The 16,598-nt window shown below is 53.3% G+C and carries 14 protein-coding genes and 1 pseudogene; 4 read left to right on the top strand and 11 right to left on the bottom strand.

Features of this window, described 5'->3' with window-relative positions; translation table 11 throughout:
- Positions 1-19: 19 nt before the first annotated feature.
- On the bottom strand, positions 20-1,483 hold the full coding sequence (locus tag VI123_RS06095) for a lipid II flippase MurJ (protein ID WP_336337139.1): 1,464 nt from the start codon (positions 1,481-1,483) through the stop codon (positions 20-22).
- Between the two features lie 263 nt (positions 1,484-1,746).
- The gene (locus tag VI123_RS06090; protein WP_336337138.1) at positions 1,747-2,427 is read right to left on the bottom strand and encodes an IS6 family transposase; all 681 of its coding nucleotides are present in this window, start codon (positions 2,425-2,427) and stop codon (positions 1,747-1,749) included.
- A 113-nt stretch (positions 2,428-2,540) separates the two neighbouring features.
- Here VI123_RS06090 and VI123_RS06085 point away from each other — a divergent pair, with 113 nt between their 5' ends.
- Entirely contained in the window at positions 2,541-4,124 is a 1,584-nt protein-coding gene (locus tag VI123_RS06085; protein ID WP_336337137.1) for a hypothetical protein, read from the top strand.
- A gap of 149 nt (positions 4,125-4,273) precedes the next feature.
- Here the strand turns inward: VI123_RS06085 and VI123_RS06080 are convergent, their stop codons facing one another.
- Positions 4,274-5,350, bottom strand: a complete 1,077-nt coding sequence (locus tag VI123_RS06080) for an O-antigen ligase family protein (RefSeq protein WP_336337136.1) — start codon at positions 5,348-5,350, stop codon at positions 4,274-4,276.
- Between the two features lie 248 nt (positions 5,351-5,598).
- Here VI123_RS06080 and VI123_RS06075 point away from each other — a divergent pair.
- The 3 genes and pseudogenes from VI123_RS06075 to VI123_RS06065 form a co-directional block, all read left to right on the top strand.
- Positions 5,599-6,154: pseudogene (locus VI123_RS06075) on the top strand (IS6 family transposase); the annotation flags it as partial.
- A 418-nt stretch (positions 6,155-6,572) separates the two neighbouring features.
- Positions 6,573-8,123, top strand: coding sequence for an alkaline phosphatase family protein (locus VI123_RS06070; RefSeq protein WP_336337135.1), 1,551 nt, complete (start codon positions 6,573-6,575; stop codon positions 8,121-8,123).
- 312 nt (positions 8,124-8,435) lie between these two features.
- Entirely contained in the window at positions 8,436-9,884 is a 1,449-nt protein-coding gene (locus tag VI123_RS06065; protein ID WP_336337134.1) for a sulfatase, read from the top strand.
- On the opposite strand, the gene VI123_RS06060 is transcribed toward VI123_RS06065, so the two are convergent.
- The 8 genes from VI123_RS06060 to VI123_RS06025 all read right to left on the bottom strand — a co-directional run bounded on the left by VI123_RS06060 (position 9,876) and on the right by VI123_RS06025 (position 16,584).
- Complete coding sequence (locus VI123_RS06060; RefSeq protein ID WP_336337133.1) at positions 9,876-10,958, bottom strand: glycosyltransferase family 4 protein; 1,083 nt, start codon at positions 10,956-10,958, stop codon at positions 9,876-9,878. The genes VI123_RS06065 and VI123_RS06060 overlap by 9 nt on opposite strands.
- Positions 10,959-11,788: 830 nt before the next feature.
- Entirely contained in the window at positions 11,789-13,252 is a 1,464-nt protein-coding gene (gene secY, locus VI123_RS06055; RefSeq protein ID WP_336337132.1) for a preprotein translocase subunit SecY, read from the bottom strand.
- A gap of 7 nt (positions 13,253-13,259) precedes the next feature.
- Positions 13,260-13,757: an uL15m family ribosomal protein gene (locus tag VI123_RS06050; RefSeq protein WP_336337131.1), complete on the bottom strand. Its 498-nt coding sequence runs from the start codon at positions 13,755-13,757 to the stop codon at positions 13,260-13,262.
- The gene (gene rpmD / locus VI123_RS06045; protein WP_336337130.1) at positions 13,757-14,221 is read right to left on the bottom strand and encodes a 50S ribosomal protein L30; all 465 of its coding nucleotides are present in this window, start codon (positions 14,219-14,221) and stop codon (positions 13,757-13,759) included. The genes VI123_RS06050 and rpmD overlap by 1 nt, the downstream gene beginning before the upstream one ends.
- Positions 14,221-14,859: a 30S ribosomal protein S5 gene (locus tag VI123_RS06040; protein ID WP_004957374.1), complete on the bottom strand. Its 639-nt coding sequence runs from the start codon at positions 14,857-14,859 to the stop codon at positions 14,221-14,223. Before VI123_RS06040 ends, rpmD begins: the two co-directional genes overlap by 1 nt.
- Positions 14,856-15,419 (bottom strand): 50S ribosomal protein L18, encoded by a 564-nt coding sequence (locus VI123_RS06035; protein ID WP_336337129.1) that lies wholly within the window; start codon positions 15,417-15,419, stop codon positions 14,856-14,858. The genes VI123_RS06040 and VI123_RS06035 overlap by 4 nt, the downstream gene beginning before the upstream one ends.
- Positions 15,419-15,868: a 50S ribosomal protein L19e gene (locus VI123_RS06030; RefSeq protein ID WP_336337128.1), complete on the bottom strand. Its 450-nt coding sequence runs from the start codon at positions 15,866-15,868 to the stop codon at positions 15,419-15,421. The genes VI123_RS06035 and VI123_RS06030 overlap by 1 nt, the downstream gene beginning before the upstream one ends.
- Complete coding sequence (locus tag VI123_RS06025) at positions 15,868-16,584, bottom strand: 50S ribosomal protein L32e (protein WP_336337381.1); 717 nt, start codon at positions 16,582-16,584, stop codon at positions 15,868-15,870. The genes VI123_RS06030 and VI123_RS06025 overlap by 1 nt, the downstream gene beginning before the upstream one ends.
- Positions 16,585-16,598: the final 14 nt, after the last annotated feature.

The raw sequence follows: 16,598 nt of genomic DNA, 5'->3' as shown, positions 1-16,598 counted from the left end.
GGATCACCTGTTGTTAATATCACGGTGCGGTCAGCGAGCCGAGCCGATTGAAAAGTTGTTTTCGAATTTCCGAATCACCGACGAGGACGACACTCGCATAAATTGCGACACCGGCGGTGACCAGCATACTGGTAGACAGCAACGAGTCGGTTCCGACCTGAACGTCGCCGAATCGGACGATGAGGGCCATCAAGACTGCCGCACCGAACTGTATTCGCCAGGCTCGGAACGGGAGCGGTGAAACGACACCCAACCGTCGAAGTAAAAGGAGTCCAGTAGCTGCCGAAAGACACATTGATGCCGCTGTAGATAAACCGGCACCTGCAATTCCGAATGGTGGTATCAGAAGAATATTTAGTGAGAAATTGCTGAGGCTTGTCACGGCACTGACCAAGAAGGCGGTTCGAGGTCTGTCGAGGGCGTAAAATGTCTGATGCACCGGTTGATAAATACTGAACACCATCGTGCCTGCGGTTAGAAAGAGGAGGGGCTCAAAGCCGCGGTCAAACCCATAAATAAAGGCCAGCACGTTGTCACCAATGGCTAACGCACCGAAGAACAGAGGGAGTGCAATGAGCGTCGAATATTTTATTGACTTCTGAACGAGTCTATCACGGTTCTGATATTGGTCCGCTACGTCAAGGTCTCGGATTTCGGGGAGAATGGCACGGCTTATAGACGAAGATAAGGTCAGTCCAAACATCGCTATCGAGTATGTTATTCCGTACACACCGATATCAGATTGCGTTATCGTAACGACCGCACCGAGCATCAGCGTGTCAATCCAGATCTGTTCACCGCCGACCAGTGAGTCGAGAAAAGAGAACCGGGCGAAGGAAAGTTGTGCTTCGATACGGTCTCTCGCCGGATGCAAGTCCTCAAGGAACCGAGCCGTCCGGACGATAGCCAGCGCGGTCGGAACTGCCATGCCAGCGAGAAACCCAGCCACCAGTCCGAATGCATCAAACCCGAGCAACACGAGGGCAATCTGAATAACAATCATCGAAATCTCTTTGAGGAAATCAAGGGTGCTGGCGACATCAACACGTTTGACCCCGACGAGCACGGATCTGGCAGTTGAGAGGAGCATTGTCAGACTGAGCGCGACGACGAGATATATCCAAATGCGGTTGAGCCCAACGTACCGGCCCAGACGGTGCCGTGCAGCGTACAATACTACGCTGACGAAACAGAGGCTGGTTAGTCGGACGAGCAGTGCCGAAGAGACAATTTCACCGACATGGTCGGTGTCGTCGCTGGAAACTGCCTCGGCCGTTTGAGTGACGATTGCCTGGCCGAGTCCGAGTCCGATAAGTTTCCGCAGGACACGGAACAACGAGGTGAACAAATAGAACACACCAAGCGACGCGCCTCCGGCAACGTTAGCAAAGACAACACTCCCGAGAAATTTCGAAAATCGCGAGCCGACGGTAACCACAAATGTGATTAATGCATTCCAGCTAACACTCTTTCCTAAACCCATTACATATTCGGGCCATTCTCTGGAGGGAAATAACCTTTCCTGTGTTAATTGGTTTAATTATCCATGTTGGATCGCTTGACGGAAGTCAATCTTACTGGCTCAATCCCTGGTTGATGTTTCGTACCGCACTCACGGAGAGACAGGAACTGCCGGCCGAGCCAAACAGAAACGGTATGTTAAGGCTTGATAAGCGTATATTCTGAACTGCCAATGGGACAGGCTAAATTATCATTTCGTTGTATTTTTGATATTTGTGGCACTGTCTAGTTCTGAATCTCCTCCGCTGGCGTTCGTCCGTCGAGTGCCTGGTTCGGTCGTTCGTGGTTGTAGTGGTGTCTAAAGCGTCGTATCCACTGTTTCGCGCTGGACTGACTGCCCCTCCAGAAGGAGTGGAAGCGGTCGATTCGCATGGTCACAGTCTGGAACCACTTTTCGATGTGGTTCCGGATTCGGTAGTCGAGCCGACCGCTCAAATCGTGACGTGAGAGGGCAGTCAGGTAGCCGCCAGCATCGACGAGAAACACTGAATCGGCAACATCGTGTTTCTCGGTGAGCTGATGCAGGAACGCCGCCGCGGGGTCAGTCCCGCGGCGGCTGAACACGTCAACTTCGAGCAGCAGCTTTGATTCGGTGTCGACAGCGGCGTACAACCACTTTTTCTCGCCGTCAACCTTGATCTGTTTCTCATCGACCGCGACCCGCGACGGCGACGCCGTCGGCGGGTCGCTCTGAGCCTCGGACAGCGTATGCACCCAGTTCCAGACCGCACCGTGAGAGCGATCGACACCCAGCAGGTCTAAGATCGCCACTGTCTCCCTGATCGACAGCCCCGCCGTGTGGAGACGCACTCCAAATCGCCGGACGGGTGTCGGGGTCCGCTCGTTCTCCCAAACGTCTTGACTGTCCTCCTCTAAGGTTTCTCTGAGCAGGTCTGCGAGTGACATGAACACCTCTCGCTACGGCCTGCTCACTTCTCAATCCCTCAACTAGACAGTGCCATATTTGTTCACGTCTCACTCCACGAACTGTTTTAAATTAGAGTACAGTAATCGTGATAATGAGTGCAATAGGAATTGTGAAGAGAATTATTTCTAATTTCAATCGGCATCTGGCAATATTTGCGGCGATAAAGGAGCACTGGTATCTTTTTCCTGGGTTCGTAATATCTTTGACAACATCTCTGGCGAAGCGATCAATTCATTCTGACCCACACAGCGTTGCTGGAATGTACCTTCTCGGAGCGGATGCAATCCGTTCAAACATGTTTGTCCTCCCCTATTCTATCCCTCTCATTTCCCCTGACGGGTTGCCCTTCGCCTATCCACCCCTCGGTATGTATGTACTTGCGATTCCCCTCTCATTGGGCATAGATGCGCTTACAATTACGAGAGTCATACCGCCAGTATTCGTGGTTAGCACAGCTGCCGCGGCTTCATGGTTCGAGTTTCAACGGTCACAGTCAGAAATTCAGGCAGCCGTTGTCGGTATTCTCATCGGTGTACTGCCTGCGACTGCATGGTACCATCTTAGAGCAGGAGGCATTGTGCGAGCGCAAGCATATTTTTATTCAGTCGGAACTCTCGGTGTTACAGCACATCATTTTCGTACAGGCGCTTCTTGGTCAAAATGGTCGGCATCTGTGCTTGCGTCGGCCACTGCACTCACTCACCCGATTTATGCAGTTTTTACTGCTGCCAGCTTGGTGCTGCTTGTTTCCGCTCAACCCATAAATCGGACTACAATTCGGTCTACAGCTTCGATAGCTGCTGTCTCCACAGCCCTTATTTGTCCTTGGGTGCTTTTCGTAACGGTTGTCCACGGGTCTGAGGTGTTTTTATACGCTGCAGAGACACACGGCGGAGCTATCCAGAGCTTCATCAATCCACTTCAATATTATAGAATCGAAACAGCAGTTGTTAGCCCAAAATTTTCGTACAGTCTGGTACTAATCGGAGCATTGTACGCAGCGTACCGGCACGATTGGTTTGCAGTCCTATGGCCCTGCCTTATCGGGTTCACAGTGTCACGGCAACGGTTTAGTCTTCTTGCGGCTGTCATTCTTGTTGCACCTCTTATTGCTCGTCTTCCAAGTGTCGGGATAGCCCATTTTTTAAAACCAAATATATCGAGACAGATTCGGACTGTAATAACTGTGGGCAGCATTGTTTGCCTACTTGCCGTGCCGGTTACAGGCGGAATCACGCATCAGCCAACTCTAGAATCTGTATACGATGGGGACGATCAAGAAGCAACTGACTGGGTCCAGTCTGAGACTAAGAGTGATGCACGATTTATCGTATCTGGGAATAGAGCAGAGATGTTTCCAATGTTCGCGAAACGAACGCGACTTAGTGGGTCATGGGGGGCAGAATGGGAGGGCAAGTTCCATGAAAACTTAGCCGAGCAAAAAGCTATATCAGAATGCCTCTCGCCGGAGTGTTTTACCGCGGTACTTAAAAAATATCAACTAAATCCAACTCATATCTATTTCCGCAAGGATACAATTCAAATTCCGGGTGGAGGGCAACGAAGAGCGGCCCCTGAAATGATTGCTTCAACCTTTGACCAGACAAAGAGTTATGAAGTGATCTACGAGAATGAGGAGGTTCTCATAATTGAAGTGGAAAACAAGCCCAAATAAAAGAGGTATACGATTTGGATTAGATCTCAGGGTCAATAACCACGATACATCCAGAACATAAGCTAAAATTCTCTGACAGGACTCATAGACAGTGCCAATAATCGACCTGAGGATGTGAAATGGATGAATATACAGTACTCTCATCGAGGTCATGAATTGCTTTTATTCTTTTCGATTATTTTGTAATGTGCGAGCGCTAATGCGATACCAATCCAAAATATCTTCCATCGAACGACATCTGCCGCAATAGCATTAACAAAACCGGCAATTACGATACTACCAAGTAATGACATCCTCTTTTTCTCCCCCAAGATGTTGCTAGATTCCAAAAAAATACCTCGGCGTATAGTATTAAGCATAGAAGTAAACACCGCTATAAGTAATAAGAGCCCAATCAAACCTGTCTGAGAGCCTACATACAAATATGTGCTGTGCGCACCTCGTGGCTGGTTAAACCGATTTAATGTTGAAGTATATTCTTGAAATGTCCCTAACCCAAAGCCAAAAAGTGGCTTTTCTTGTATCATTTCAATAGATGTTTTTAGCAATGAATATCTAATACTAAGAGATCTTGAACCCGCGCCGACAGGCGCATCCGGATTAGCGATGAACGTTACTAGAGCTTTGACCCGGCCAAAGGATCCGGTGACAAGATTCGGTTCGATTATAATGATACCGGCAAGTGCCACCAAAACCGGAACCAGCGTCCTTGAAAGTATGTATCGCAGAGAAATATTATTGTAGTTGACCACTATGTAGAATATTAGAGCTGAAACAAATGAAATATATGCCTCACGTGAGCCTGTTGCTCCCAGACCAAGGAGTAGTATAAGTATACAGATGACATATGACCCAGTCCGTACACGGGTCTCTGTTTGTTCAATCAAGACACCACTTAAGAAAAGGCCGACAACAAAGCGTAACCCAAGATTGTTTGGGTTTAGACCAAGTGGATCTGCACGCTGGGCACCGAATAAAACATCAAGCACTGATAAAATTGCCAAGGCGACTATCGCAATGAGTACATAATGTACTACCCTATTAAAATCTTCATGGTCTCTCAAAAGTATTATGAGTGTTGCTGCAAAAATAGGGATGAAGATATAGCTCTGAAGGATAGAGAACCCCCTACTGGTCGGTAAAACTGCCCAACGTAGAACCAAATACAGGTAAAATGTAATCCATAAGAACCCAATGTTAGTGATCCATCTTGGGAATGAGTACATAATCTTTCTTTTGTTCATATTCCGAAGAATAAATCCGGACCCGATGCCAACTAATGCAAACGGCATTAGCACCTTAGATAAGCTCATTCTTGGGAAGACATATATGAAATCTAATATTGCAGCAATAGTCACGATAGCGATTAGGTAGATTGACTTCCTTCGAGAATCAAACATTTCTTTGGTTATCTCTCTATGGACGGAGTACTTAAATTCAGTGTAATAGAGGTAGCGGCTGTCTCAGTAAGAATATTTCCGAGCCAAAATTTAATAATTATAACTCTAATGGCTTTGATTTGGATTTTGTGGAGCGCGAGCGGACACCCGAGCCATCGATGACGTTAGGTATTCAATCACACGTTGCGAGGCTGTCAATGTCGAATACCGTCGAATCCGACACAGTCGAAAAGCCATCCACGATTAGGTTCAGAAAGCCGATCTACAGCCAAATCCGGGAAAGGACCGAATCAAATCGCACTCGACGAAATAGTGATTCAGAGCGACGACGAGCTATTCTAGCTGTACGCCGCACTGATCTGCAGTTGAGCTGCTTCACATCCGGTGTTTCCGACAACTACGACTGCTCTCACGAAAATTTTCCTGCACGAACTCCAGCACAAACACGATGTTGAAACTACTGCTTTTCTGATTGATAGTGCTCAGCATCTCCAACCTGCGCTTCAATGAGCAGGGCCCCGATTTCAAATGTGTCGCTACGGAAATCGGAACTCTGTCGAACGGATTTTCCGAGGATTCAATCGACGAACGCTGACTCCAGAGTTTTGCTCGTTAGCACAATGCTTCGCTCTAAATACTACTGAGCCGGTTGCTACCGAATTTATATGAATACAGTCATGTGGTATTATATAGACAATGTTAACACACGAAGCATCCATAACAAACTCACATTTAGCTTGCACCACCATCATTTCCCTAATATTTCTTTGGAAATTACAAATGACTTATCCGACGACTTTATTACATGAAAGAGGAATATTTAGACATATGGCCCAAGTTATCGAAATCTCGGACGAACTTGCCAGTCGTCTCAAAGAGCGTGTCAGTCGGTCCAAATTCGATTCTATTGAAGCGTATGTCACCTTCGTTCTCAGTGAGGTTACCAAAGAACACCCAGAAATTGAGGATTCAGTGTCCGAGAGACATTCGGTGGATGAAAGCAGGGCCCGTGAAAACTTGGAGTCTTTAGGATATTTGGAATAGAACTATGAAAACGGCGATCATAGGTTTAGATGGAGGTACATATAGGATAATTGATAATTATCGGGAAGACCTCCCAACGCTGGATCGATTAATGGCCGATGGGTACCACTCAATTCTCGATAGTACACAGCCACCAACCACCTCGGTGGCCTGGCCATCATTTGCGACTGGACAGAACCCAGCAAAATACGGGATGTTCGATTTCATGGGTCGTTTTCCGGAGACCCTGAACTTCTACATTAACGATGCTCGAAAAAAAGGATTCGATTTTTTTTGGGAGCATATGGACGAACCCATCGGACTTGGCTCGGTACCACTGATTCCGTATCACAATACGGACGGATTCTTCGTGCAGGGTAGTCTCGCTCGAATCAACGAGGACCAGATCGTATCTCCAATATCGCTCAAAGAGATAATTCCGGACTACTACGACTATAGGATAAACTGGCAAGACGACACTGCAGATATCGTCGACGGTGTCATGAAGCGTATCGCTGCACGAGAGGAGTTCTTCAAACACCTCATCTCAACGTTCGATATTCCTCTGTACTTCTTAATGTTCAATGCAATTGATCATATCCAGCACCACTTCTGGGCGTATATGCATGAGTCGCATCCCGCTCATGAGGATTCGTCATTTGGAGCAGCGATTCTGGACGCATACAAGCGTTTTGACGAAGCGTTAGAAAATATTCTCGCATGCTTCGACGAGCGCGTCAATGTCGTAATTGCAAGTGACCACGGATTCAAGCCGTGCCATACTGAGTTGAATATTAACGCGTTACTCAATCAGAAGGGGTATCTAGAATACGATGTCGGCACATCGACGGCAGTGTTGACCGATGCGTACGACTTTCTCAAAAACCACATCAGCGCAGACACATTAGAATTTCTTATTCCTAGCAGTGTCAAGTCGGCAGCAAAGGACCAAATGCCCCGGAACGACAGGATTATGGATGCTATCAACTGGACAGAGACTTCAGCCTATAGTTTCGGTGTGATGCCGAATATCTACCTCAACTTGGTTGGTCGCGAGAAGTACGGGCAGGTCAGTCAAGCAGCCTATGACCAAATCTGTGACGAACTCACAGAAATGTTTCTTGACGTAACAGATCCCAAGACTGGGAAAAACGTGTTCAAAAATGTTTATCAGCGAGACGATATCTACCATGGCCCATATATCGAACAAGCACCAGACCTTGTGCTAGAAACGACTACTGGGTTCTACTGTTCTGGTAATTTGGGAACCCAGATTTTCACCCGGAAGACTGGTCCGATGCCAAACTCGGGTGTCCACGAGCGGGAAGGTATCCTCATTGCTAACGGACCAGACATTGCAACCAGTGATGGGCGAGCCGAACGGAATGGAATCGCAGATGTTGCACCTACACTTCTTCATCTTCTAGGGTATCCGATCCCAGAGAACATGGATGGGACGGTAATACTTGGGCTCGATACGTCTGACAGAACGCCGGCCTATACCGACCATAAGAAGTCCGAAAAGAAACACGTCGAAAGCCGGGTATTAACGTTAAAACAGCTTGGTAGAATCTGAGGAAAACGGTCAAAATCAGAGAGTAGCAGACTGTGTAGTGAACAAATTACTGTCCAATTCTGATGGATCACAGTTTGTTCCATCTTGATAAAATATCTAAACCATGTCCTATGAGTAATCCTAAAGGAGAAGCATGATTCACGAACAGAGTTCAACGCCGAAGCCCGGAACGCATATTATACAGAAATCTAAAATGGGATTACATGATGTATTTCGAATTAGCCGGATCTCCGTTGGCACCTATCGTTGTCTTGAAGAAGAAGCGAGTTTCAGGAAATATAGTTGGCTGGTGAATAAATGAAAGCAACGAATGTGGTCCTCATCGTAATGGACACGGCCCGAGTTGACGAGAGCTACGGGCTGTTAGACGCAAAATCGGCTGCAGAAGAGTCGGAAAGTACTCTTGCGACAGCCACAACCTACAGAAGAGCCATCTCCTCAGCACCGTGGACGTTACCATCTCATGCGTCGCTTTTCACTGGGACGACACCATCAAAGCACGGCGCTCATGCGGGTCATAAACACCTCAGCGATGATCTTACCACAATTTCCGAAATTCTCCAAAACCAAGGCTACGAAACAGTCGCTGTCTCCAACAACACCTGGATAAGCGGAGAGTTCGGCTTCGAAAGAGGATTCGAAACGTTCTACAAGACTTGGCAGTATGTCCAGTCCAACACAGACCTCGGAAAAATCGCTCGGCAAGAAGAGGGAGTCGACAAACTTAAAAAAGCTACCGAAGCATTGTTCAATGGAAACCCGGTGACGAACCTGACAAACGCTATCTACGGTCAGTTCCTACGAAAGAATGAGGACGATGGCGCTGCCCAAACCAACAAATGGGTTCATGACTGGCTCAAGACACGAGACGACACACGGCCGTTCTTCCTCTTCATCAACTACATCGAACCCCATCTCGAATATCGCCCTGCCAAGCAACACGCAAAGGAACAGCTTCCCGAGGGCATAAGCTTCAACGAAGCGATGGACGTTTCACAAGATGCGTGGAGATATATTGCCGGCGACGTCGAAATGTCAGAGGAAGATTTCGTCATCCTTCGGGCGTTATACAGGGCTGAAATCGCATATCTCTTCGAGAAGATCGAATCCCTTATCGATATGTTCAAAACAGCTGGGAAATGGGAGGATACACTTTTTATTGTCACAAGCGACCATGGAGAGAATATTGGCGAACATGATCTGATGGACCACCAGTACGCGCTCTACGAAACACTCCTGAATGTCCCACTAATTGTTCACGGCGGTCCGTTCGGGGGCAATGATATCCACGACCTCGTCCAACTCCTCGATATCCCTCCTACCGTGCTTGACGTACTCGATATCGATGCGCTTGATGCACGGAAACAATTTCAGGGAATCTCGTTTCACCCCGATTCCGAGGCGACGCGTGAGCACGCGGTCGCCGAATACCTTGCTCCCCAACCATCGATGGCCGCACTCGAAAAGCGCGTCGGCGAACTCCCCCCAGAGGTCCATATATATGATCGAACCCTCCGTACGATTCGCACTGATCGATATAAATACATTCGTGGATCTGATGGGTCACGGGAACTCTACGAGATCCAGTTAGACTCCGATGAAACAAACGATATTGCTGACAGAGAGTCTAAAAAAGTCGTTGAGTTGGACGAGCAGCTCGACACGTGGCTCGATTCGTTCAAACATGCCGAAAACGTATCCGATGTCTCAATGAGCGCTAGTACGAAGTCCCGGCTAGAGGAACTCGGTTATTTACAGTAGTTCCCGAAGTGCTCTGGTAGTTTGTTTGACGGTGGTTTCCCAACGGAACCCATCAGCGGCGATTTCTCGACCGGCTGCCCCCGAATTTGAGGTATTGAGCACGCGTTTCAGCGCTTCTCGGTATCCCTCGACATCACCGATATCTACGGTTTCACCGGCCTGCTCGACAATCGATGCGGTGTGTTCTAAATGGCTAGATACAACTGGAACACCCGATGCGAACGCCTCCAGGACGGTTCGGGGTAATCCTTCGGCCCGACTCGGCAGCACAATTGCGTCGCCAGAGCGATATATGCTTGGCATCTCGTCGTACGAGACCTGTCCGAGAAACTCCACCGACTCCGACGCCATTTGAACAAGCTCCGGCCGCATCGGGCCATCACCGACCAGGTACAGTTGTGCGTTCAGTCCATCCGGAAGCTGTTTCACTGCTTTCACCGCATCTTGGGGCCGTTTTCCCTCAACCAGCCTCCCCACAAACAACACGACTGGCCCATCGTGGTTGATCCGGTCGCTTGTCGGCCCTGTGGGCGTGAATCGGTCCGTATCAACACCGTTCGCGATTACCTTGATAGGGGACTTTACCCCGAAGTTCTGGACGCGACTGCGGTCCTCATCTGTATAGCAGAAAATCGCGTCTGCTTGGTTAAACGTCCAGCGACCAGCGGTTCTGAGATACAGGTCGAACGTCCATTCTGGGGCAGTCTGGCTGTACAGCCCATGATTCGTTATTGCGAGCGGAATGTCATCAAATCGCCGTTTCACCGCAGCCAAGTTCGTCGAAGCATACAAATGTGAGTGAGCGTGGATAATATCGTATTCGTCGGCAGTCCACAGGAATCTACCTATTCCGATCGAGAGGTCATTACCAAGCATGGACGCCGTCCTCGGTTGACGAACCACGGTGTACCCATCTCGTCGTTCGCGTCGGGGAAGTGATTGGTTGTCATAAACAGTCAAAACAGTCACATCATGCCCTAGTGCGGCCTGGTCCCGCGACATGGCATGTACGTGATACGGTCCGCCACCGGGAACCTCCGGATAGAGTTTCTGCGCGACACGAAGGATGCGCATGTGCTTCGGTTTGTCCGGACTGATAAGTACGTGGCGGTCGCATTGGATAACCACTATGAAAGTGTGATAGAATGGGTCAGACCTGTTTAAAGCTCAAAATAACCAGGTAGGACAGTTGGATGGTTGCAGTTGATTAAAAACAATAAACAGGAGTTGATACGAAAGCCGCCTTATATAGCCAAATATACTTAAACGAAGTATTGGTTGATGTCGACATAATCAGCGTTCACAGGACTCAGTCTGCGTCTTTCACAGTAACAGTGGATCTCGGTATCCAATCGAAACCGAAATTCATCCAAACAGTGTACCCGTAACGGGTCGCGGAAGAGCACAATCAATCCATACAGAGTTCCTCCTCCTCCTCGTGAATAATTGAAGGGTGCCTGATAATTAAACTTGAAGCCATATTGAGACACACTTCTAAATTGTTTTCAGCCGAATCAACCGCTTTCATTTGTTTTATCAGAGTAGTCCACCTAACGTCAACCAGTGTTTGCAACGCCTCATGCAACACTACAGCCACAGTGTCCAAGTCAACTGTTAATTCAGAAACACCAATTGGATACATTCAGAACTAAACAGTGTCGGCTGAACGTCCTATTACTATCCGCAGAGTGTTTCTCCATCTCTCCCGAGTCCCCCTCAAAACCCTAAATAGGAGTTCACTGCGACCCAGTACAATTTCAGGCCGTGCTCGGTAAAAAGAGGTTGCCCGCCATTCGAAGCGGTGGCACTGTTGTTCACGTCAACTACACCCAAGCAATAAAGAGTGAGGGTGAAGCAGCGGTTTAGCGGTCCTATCTAGAAAGAAGTGTAGATATTCGGCTGTTCTATCCGAACATCTGGCGCATCATCGGATGCATCTCCATGAGCTGCTCTTCGGCGATCTCCTCGTACAGCTTGTACGTGATGGAGACCGTCAGCAGCAGTCCGGTACCGGAGACGCCGCCGATGGTGCCCAGCATGTTGGCCATCACGGCGAGCAGTCCAACGAGCGCGCCGCCGATGACAGTCACCTGCGGGATGTATCGCTCGAGAACCTTCTCGATGACGCCGACGTTCTGTCGGAAGCCGGGAATCTGCATCCCGGAGTTGTGAATCTGCTTGGCCGTCGCTTCCGGGCCCATGTCGGTGGTCTCGACCCAGAACACGGCGAAGATAGCGCCGCCGACCAGCATGATGAACAGGTCGATACCGACGCGGGTCAGAATCTGCCAGACCGGTTGAGCGGTCCCTTCGAGCCACCACATCCAGTCGCCACGGCTCTGGATGGGGGCGAGGAAGTAGAACAGCCCGCCGGTGGGCTGGCCGTTGGAGTAGGTCCCAAGGACCGCGGGCATCGAGCCCAGCTGGGCGTTCAGAATCCGGCCCAGGAACTGGATATTCGCCTGCAGCGCCCGGACGAGAATCATCGGCAGGACGCTCGCGTAGATGAGCTTGACCGGGAACCGGCCACGCGCACCTTTCACGCGGGCGTTCGACAGCGGAATCTCGACGCGGACGGACTCGGCGTAGACGACCACCGAGAAGATGAGGATGGTCGTCACCAGGCCCAAGAGTTCGCCCTGGAGCAACACGGTCTGAAGGCCGTCAGCGGCCAGCACTGGCCCGGTGCCCCGCTGGCCGGTGATGAACAGGTACCAGGTGTAGATGATGCCTTCGCTGTTGCCGATAAACGGCGTGGTCAGGACGCCCCCGATGAGCCGCTGGCTCACGCCGGCGACGATGAACAGCCCGATACCGGAGCCGACGCCCCACTTGGAGATGACCTCGTCCATGAACAGGATGAGGACACCGCCGACGAACATCTGGCCGAAGATGAGCCACTGGACGCCGGTCGTACCGATACCCAGGGATCTCGCGACGGCCGTGTCAGCCGGGAGGAAGCCGCCGGCGAACACCATCGGAAGCCCGGTCAGACAGATCATCACGAGCACCAGCAGCTTCTGGAGCCCCTGATAGAGGATCTGGTCACGCGGGTCGTCTTGGGTGTTCAGGCCGAGCAGGTCCGCACCACCGAGGAGCTGTAACACGATGGACGCCGTGACGATGGGACCGATACCTAGCTGCATGATGCTCCCCTGGCCGGAGGCCAGAATCGAGGAGAAGCGCCCGAACACCTGCTGGCTGGCGTCGATGTCCAGCCCGAACAGTTTCACGTTCGTCAGGAAGAAATACAGCAGGAGCACGCCCCCTGTCCAGGTGAGCTTGCGCTTGAACGGGACGTGACCGTCCGGTCGCTGGACGGCGGGCATCCGGACAAGCAGTGGTTCGGCGGTGTCCTTCCAGCTCATCGTTCTGTTATTCCTCGTCCGCGTCCGCGTTGTCGTCTGTCTCGGCCTCGGCCTGGCGCTCCTGGCCGAGGTCGGTCAGTTCGACGCTGCCGCCAGCGGCCTCGACCTTCTCGCGAGCGCCCTCGGAGAAGTCGTCGGCGACGAGCGTGAGTTCGTGGCGAACCTGGCCGGCACCGAGTACCTTCACGTAGTCGGCGTCGTCGGCGTCGTCGACCACGTCACGAGCGTCGACGCGGTAGCCGTCGCCGTCGGCTTCGGCGACGTCTTCGGCGGCAAGCAGCGTGACGTTCTCGTCTATCTCGCGGACGTCGACGGTCGCGGCCTCTTCCTGGACCTTCTCCGGCCGCTTGAAGCCGCTCTTGCCGAGCGGTTCGTAGTTGTGGAACTCGTGTTTGTCGCGGCCTGCAGCGCCGCGCCCACCGCGGTGGCCGGCACCGCGTCGGTTCTTGTGCGAGCCGCCGCCGTGCGTGCGCGAACCGCGCTGTCGTTTCTTTTTGCTCGTCATTATCGCATCGCCTCCAGGAGGTCGTCGATTCCGTCGGTGTCGTGTTTCCCGATCTGTCCGCCCTCCTTGACGGGGTGTTTGACGCCGTCGTGGCCGCCACGCGGCGGGTGGAGACGGAGTGTCGGGGACAGGCCCTGCTCGCGCAGCGTCGTCTCCTCGGAGAGGAGCGCCCACGCGAGCCCGGCGATGTCGTCGTACTCGGTGTTCTCCGCGACCCACTCGTCGTCGACGTCGGCGTCGCCCTCGAGGGGTTCGGCACGCGTCGCCAGAACCGTCTCCAGGGTGTCCTGGCTCGGCTCGCCGAAGGCGACGAAGTCGTTGACCTTCGTCACCATGCCGCGGTAGGCGTCCGTCTCGGGGACGAGCGTGCAGTGGTTCACGTGGTGGATGTTGAGCATCTCCAGGGTGTCCTGGATGTCGCTGTGCATGTTGACTTCGCCACGGAGCTGGACGAGCGCGTGCATCACTCGATCACCTCTCGTTTCTCGAAGGTCCGTTCGGGGACGCGCGCCTCGGCCGTGTTCTGGAGGGCGTTGAACGTCGCCTTCGCGAAGTTGACCGTGGTGCGCGTGTTCCCGCTACTGCGTGTCCAGATGTCCTCGATACCGGCGAGTTCGAGCACCTTTCGGACGGTCTCCCCGCCCGCCAGGCCCAGCCCGCGCGGGGCCGGCTGGAGCTCGACCTCGACGCTCCCGGCCTTGCCCTCGGTGCGCAGCGCGACCGTGTGCGGACGGCCACAGCCACACTCCCAGGACCCGCAACCGCGGGAGACGTCGATGATGTTCAGTTTCGCGATGTCGATGGCTTTCTGGATGGCACCGCCGACCTGGTCGTCACGCCCCTCTGCGTAGCCGATGAGGCCGTCACGGTTGCCGACGGCGACCACGCAGCGGAACTTCACGCGGCGGCCGGAGTCTGTCATCCGCTGGACCATGTTGATGTCCAGCACTTCGTCTTCCAGGTCGGGAACGAGCTGGTCGACGACTTCCGATTCTTTCAGCGGGAGCCCGGAGTTCAGCGCCTCCTGCATGGAGTCGATTTCGCCCTCGACGACCTGCTTGCCGAGGCGTGTCCGTGGCTCCCATCCGTTGTTAGCACTCATAGTTCGATGTCACCTTCCAGTAGGGTCTCGCGGAGCTCGTCGAAGTGCTCCGGGAGATCGGCAGCGTCGAAGTCGCCGCTGTACAGCGGCTCCTCGAGCTGCTCGTCGTACTCGGCGATGTGGGCACCGCGCGTGCGCTGCCAGTCGGCGAGTACGTCGTCGTTGTGCGGGATGTCCAGGCCGGCGTCGATTGCGCCTTCCTGTATTGCGAATACTTTGCTTCCGGGGGTCGGGCTGTTGAGTCCGATGTCGAGCACTGCCTCCTCGATGCCCGCTTCCTGTGCGCGAAGCCCGGCGAGCAGGCCGGTGAGGTACGCCGAGGGCATGTTGCCCGTCGGAGCCTCCCAGCCGTACTCGGCGAGGTCGCTCGAGTGAGCGGACGCGAGGGTGTCGTCGCCGTTGGGGCCAAGCGTCACCAGCTGCGCCCTGACGTGTTTATTGCTCTTTCGAGCAACGAGACGTGGCTTGCCGGATTTCAACAGGCGCAACCGCTGATGGTAATCGGTTCTGGCCTCGCGGCGTCGCCGCATCGGTACTTTGTATCGTGGTCCTGTCGCCATTATGCGTCACCGTGGTTTGCGTCGATGTAACGTTCGAGGTCGGCAACGCTGTCGAACTCGCCACCGCCGGCCTTGTCGTACAGGTCGCGGTACTGCGAACTCGAAAGCGTTCCCTCGTCACGCAGTTCGCGCAGCTTCTTGCGCTGTGCGCGGATGCGTGACTCCCAGTCCTCCTTGGAGTTCTGCCGTGCGCCAGCCTTGCCCTTCCGGGAGCCGGCTCCCTTCTGGTGGCCGTACGCACGCTTCTGCTGGCGCTCCCGGGCGCGTCCACGGGAGTTGCCTTTCTTGTCTTTCGCCTGAACGGCGCCCTCATCTACCAGTTCGCGGACGTCCTCGCGGGTAATCGCGTCGGCGATGTCGCCCTGTCGCTCGGGGTCGAACCAGACGCGGTTCTGCCCGACGTCGAGGACGTCGGCCGCGAGTCGCTTCTGTGCGGAGAGGTCTGTCATCACTCACTCACCTCGACTTCGACGTAGGTGGGGTTGAGGACGCGAATGCCGGCGTCCTCGGCTGCCTCTTCGATTCGCTCGCGCTTGCGAGCGCCGACCTTCGAGGCGATACGGACGGCCTCGGTGTCCCCGTCGACGCCTTCGAGGTCGTCCACGTTGTGCACGCGGACCTCCTCGAAGCCGGAGGGGTGTTTGCCCCGCACCGCGGTCGGCGAGCGGAAGCCCGCCTCGACCGTGTCGCCCTTGCCCTTGATGCCGCGGCGCTGCTTCGAGAGCTGGCCGCGGGGCTTGCGCCACGAGGTCGAGACGCGCTTTTTCTTGTGGTGGTCCTGGCGGTTGAACTGCGGCTTGCCGACCCGGTGTCGCTGGGCCAGCAGCCGCGCCTCCTCGTCGGAGAGGTCCGGCGTCTTGTCGGCGAGCCCGCGGGCCTGGAGTTCTGTCTCCACGTCCTCGTCGGGCGCTTCCTCGCCGCCTTCCTCCTCGACTTCGGCCTCGGTCTCGGACTCGACTTCGAGTCCGCCCACGTCGGCCTTGATACGGGCCGCCAGCGCGTTCCCGATGCCGCTGACGTCGGCGAGCGCGGACTGGTCGGCACCGCGGACGTCGTCGACGGATTCGAAGCCGGCCTCGCGGAGCGACTCCGCCTTGGACGGGCCGACACCGCTGATGTCGGTCAGTTCGAGGTACTCGTCTTCGTCCTCGGCTTCCTCGGCCACCTGGTCGGGGTCCT

The sequence above is a fragment of the Haloarcula sp. DT43 genome (genome assembly GCF_037078405.1).
Classification (GTDB): domain Archaea; phylum Halobacteriota; class Halobacteria; order Halobacteriales; family Haloarculaceae; genus Haloarcula; species Haloarcula brevis.
Note: the sequence above shows the minus strand (reverse complement) of the source record. Positions and strands in the feature narration are given on the sequence as shown.

Bases quoted from the DNA above. Each gene is read 5' to 3' on its own strand.
- VI123_RS06095 (WP_336337139.1), bottom strand. From the start codon at position 1,483: ATGGGTTTAGGAAAGAGTGTTAGCTGGAATGCATTAATCACATTTGTG.
- VI123_RS06090 (WP_336337138.1), bottom strand. From the start codon at position 2,427: ATGTCACTCGCAGACCTGCTCAGAGAAACCTTAGAGGAGGACAGTCAA.
- VI123_RS06085 (WP_336337137.1), top strand. From the start codon at position 2,541: ATGAGTGCAATAGGAATTGTGAAGAGAATTATTTCTAATTTCAATCGG.
- VI123_RS06080 (WP_336337136.1), bottom strand. From the start codon at position 5,350: ATGTACTCATTCCCAAGATGGATCACTAACATTGGGTTCTTATGGATT.
- VI123_RS06070 (WP_336337135.1), top strand. From the start codon at position 6,573: ATGAAAACGGCGATCATAGGTTTAGATGGAGGTACATATAGGATAATT.
- VI123_RS06060 (WP_336337133.1), bottom strand. From the start codon at position 10,958: ATGCGCATCCTTCGTGTCGCGCAGAAACTCTATCCGGAGGTTCCCGGT.
- secY (WP_336337132.1), bottom strand. From the start codon at position 13,252: ATGAGCTGGAAGGACACCGCCGAACCACTGCTTGTCCGGATGCCCGCC.
- VI123_RS06050 (WP_336337131.1), bottom strand. From the start codon at position 13,757: ATGACGAGCAAAAAGAAACGACAGCGCGGTTCGCGCACGCACGGCGGC.
- rpmD (WP_336337130.1), bottom strand. From the start codon at position 14,221: ATGCACGCGCTCGTCCAGCTCCGTGGCGAAGTCAACATGCACAGCGAC.
- VI123_RS06040 (WP_004957374.1), bottom strand. From the start codon at position 14,859: ATGAGTGCTAACAACGGATGGGAGCCACGGACACGCCTCGGCAAGCAG.
- VI123_RS06035 (WP_336337129.1), bottom strand. From the start codon at position 15,419: ATGGCGACAGGACCACGATACAAAGTACCGATGCGGCGACGCCGCGAG.
- VI123_RS06030 (WP_336337128.1), bottom strand. From the start codon at position 15,868: ATGACAGACCTCTCCGCACAGAAGCGACTCGCGGCCGACGTCCTCGAC.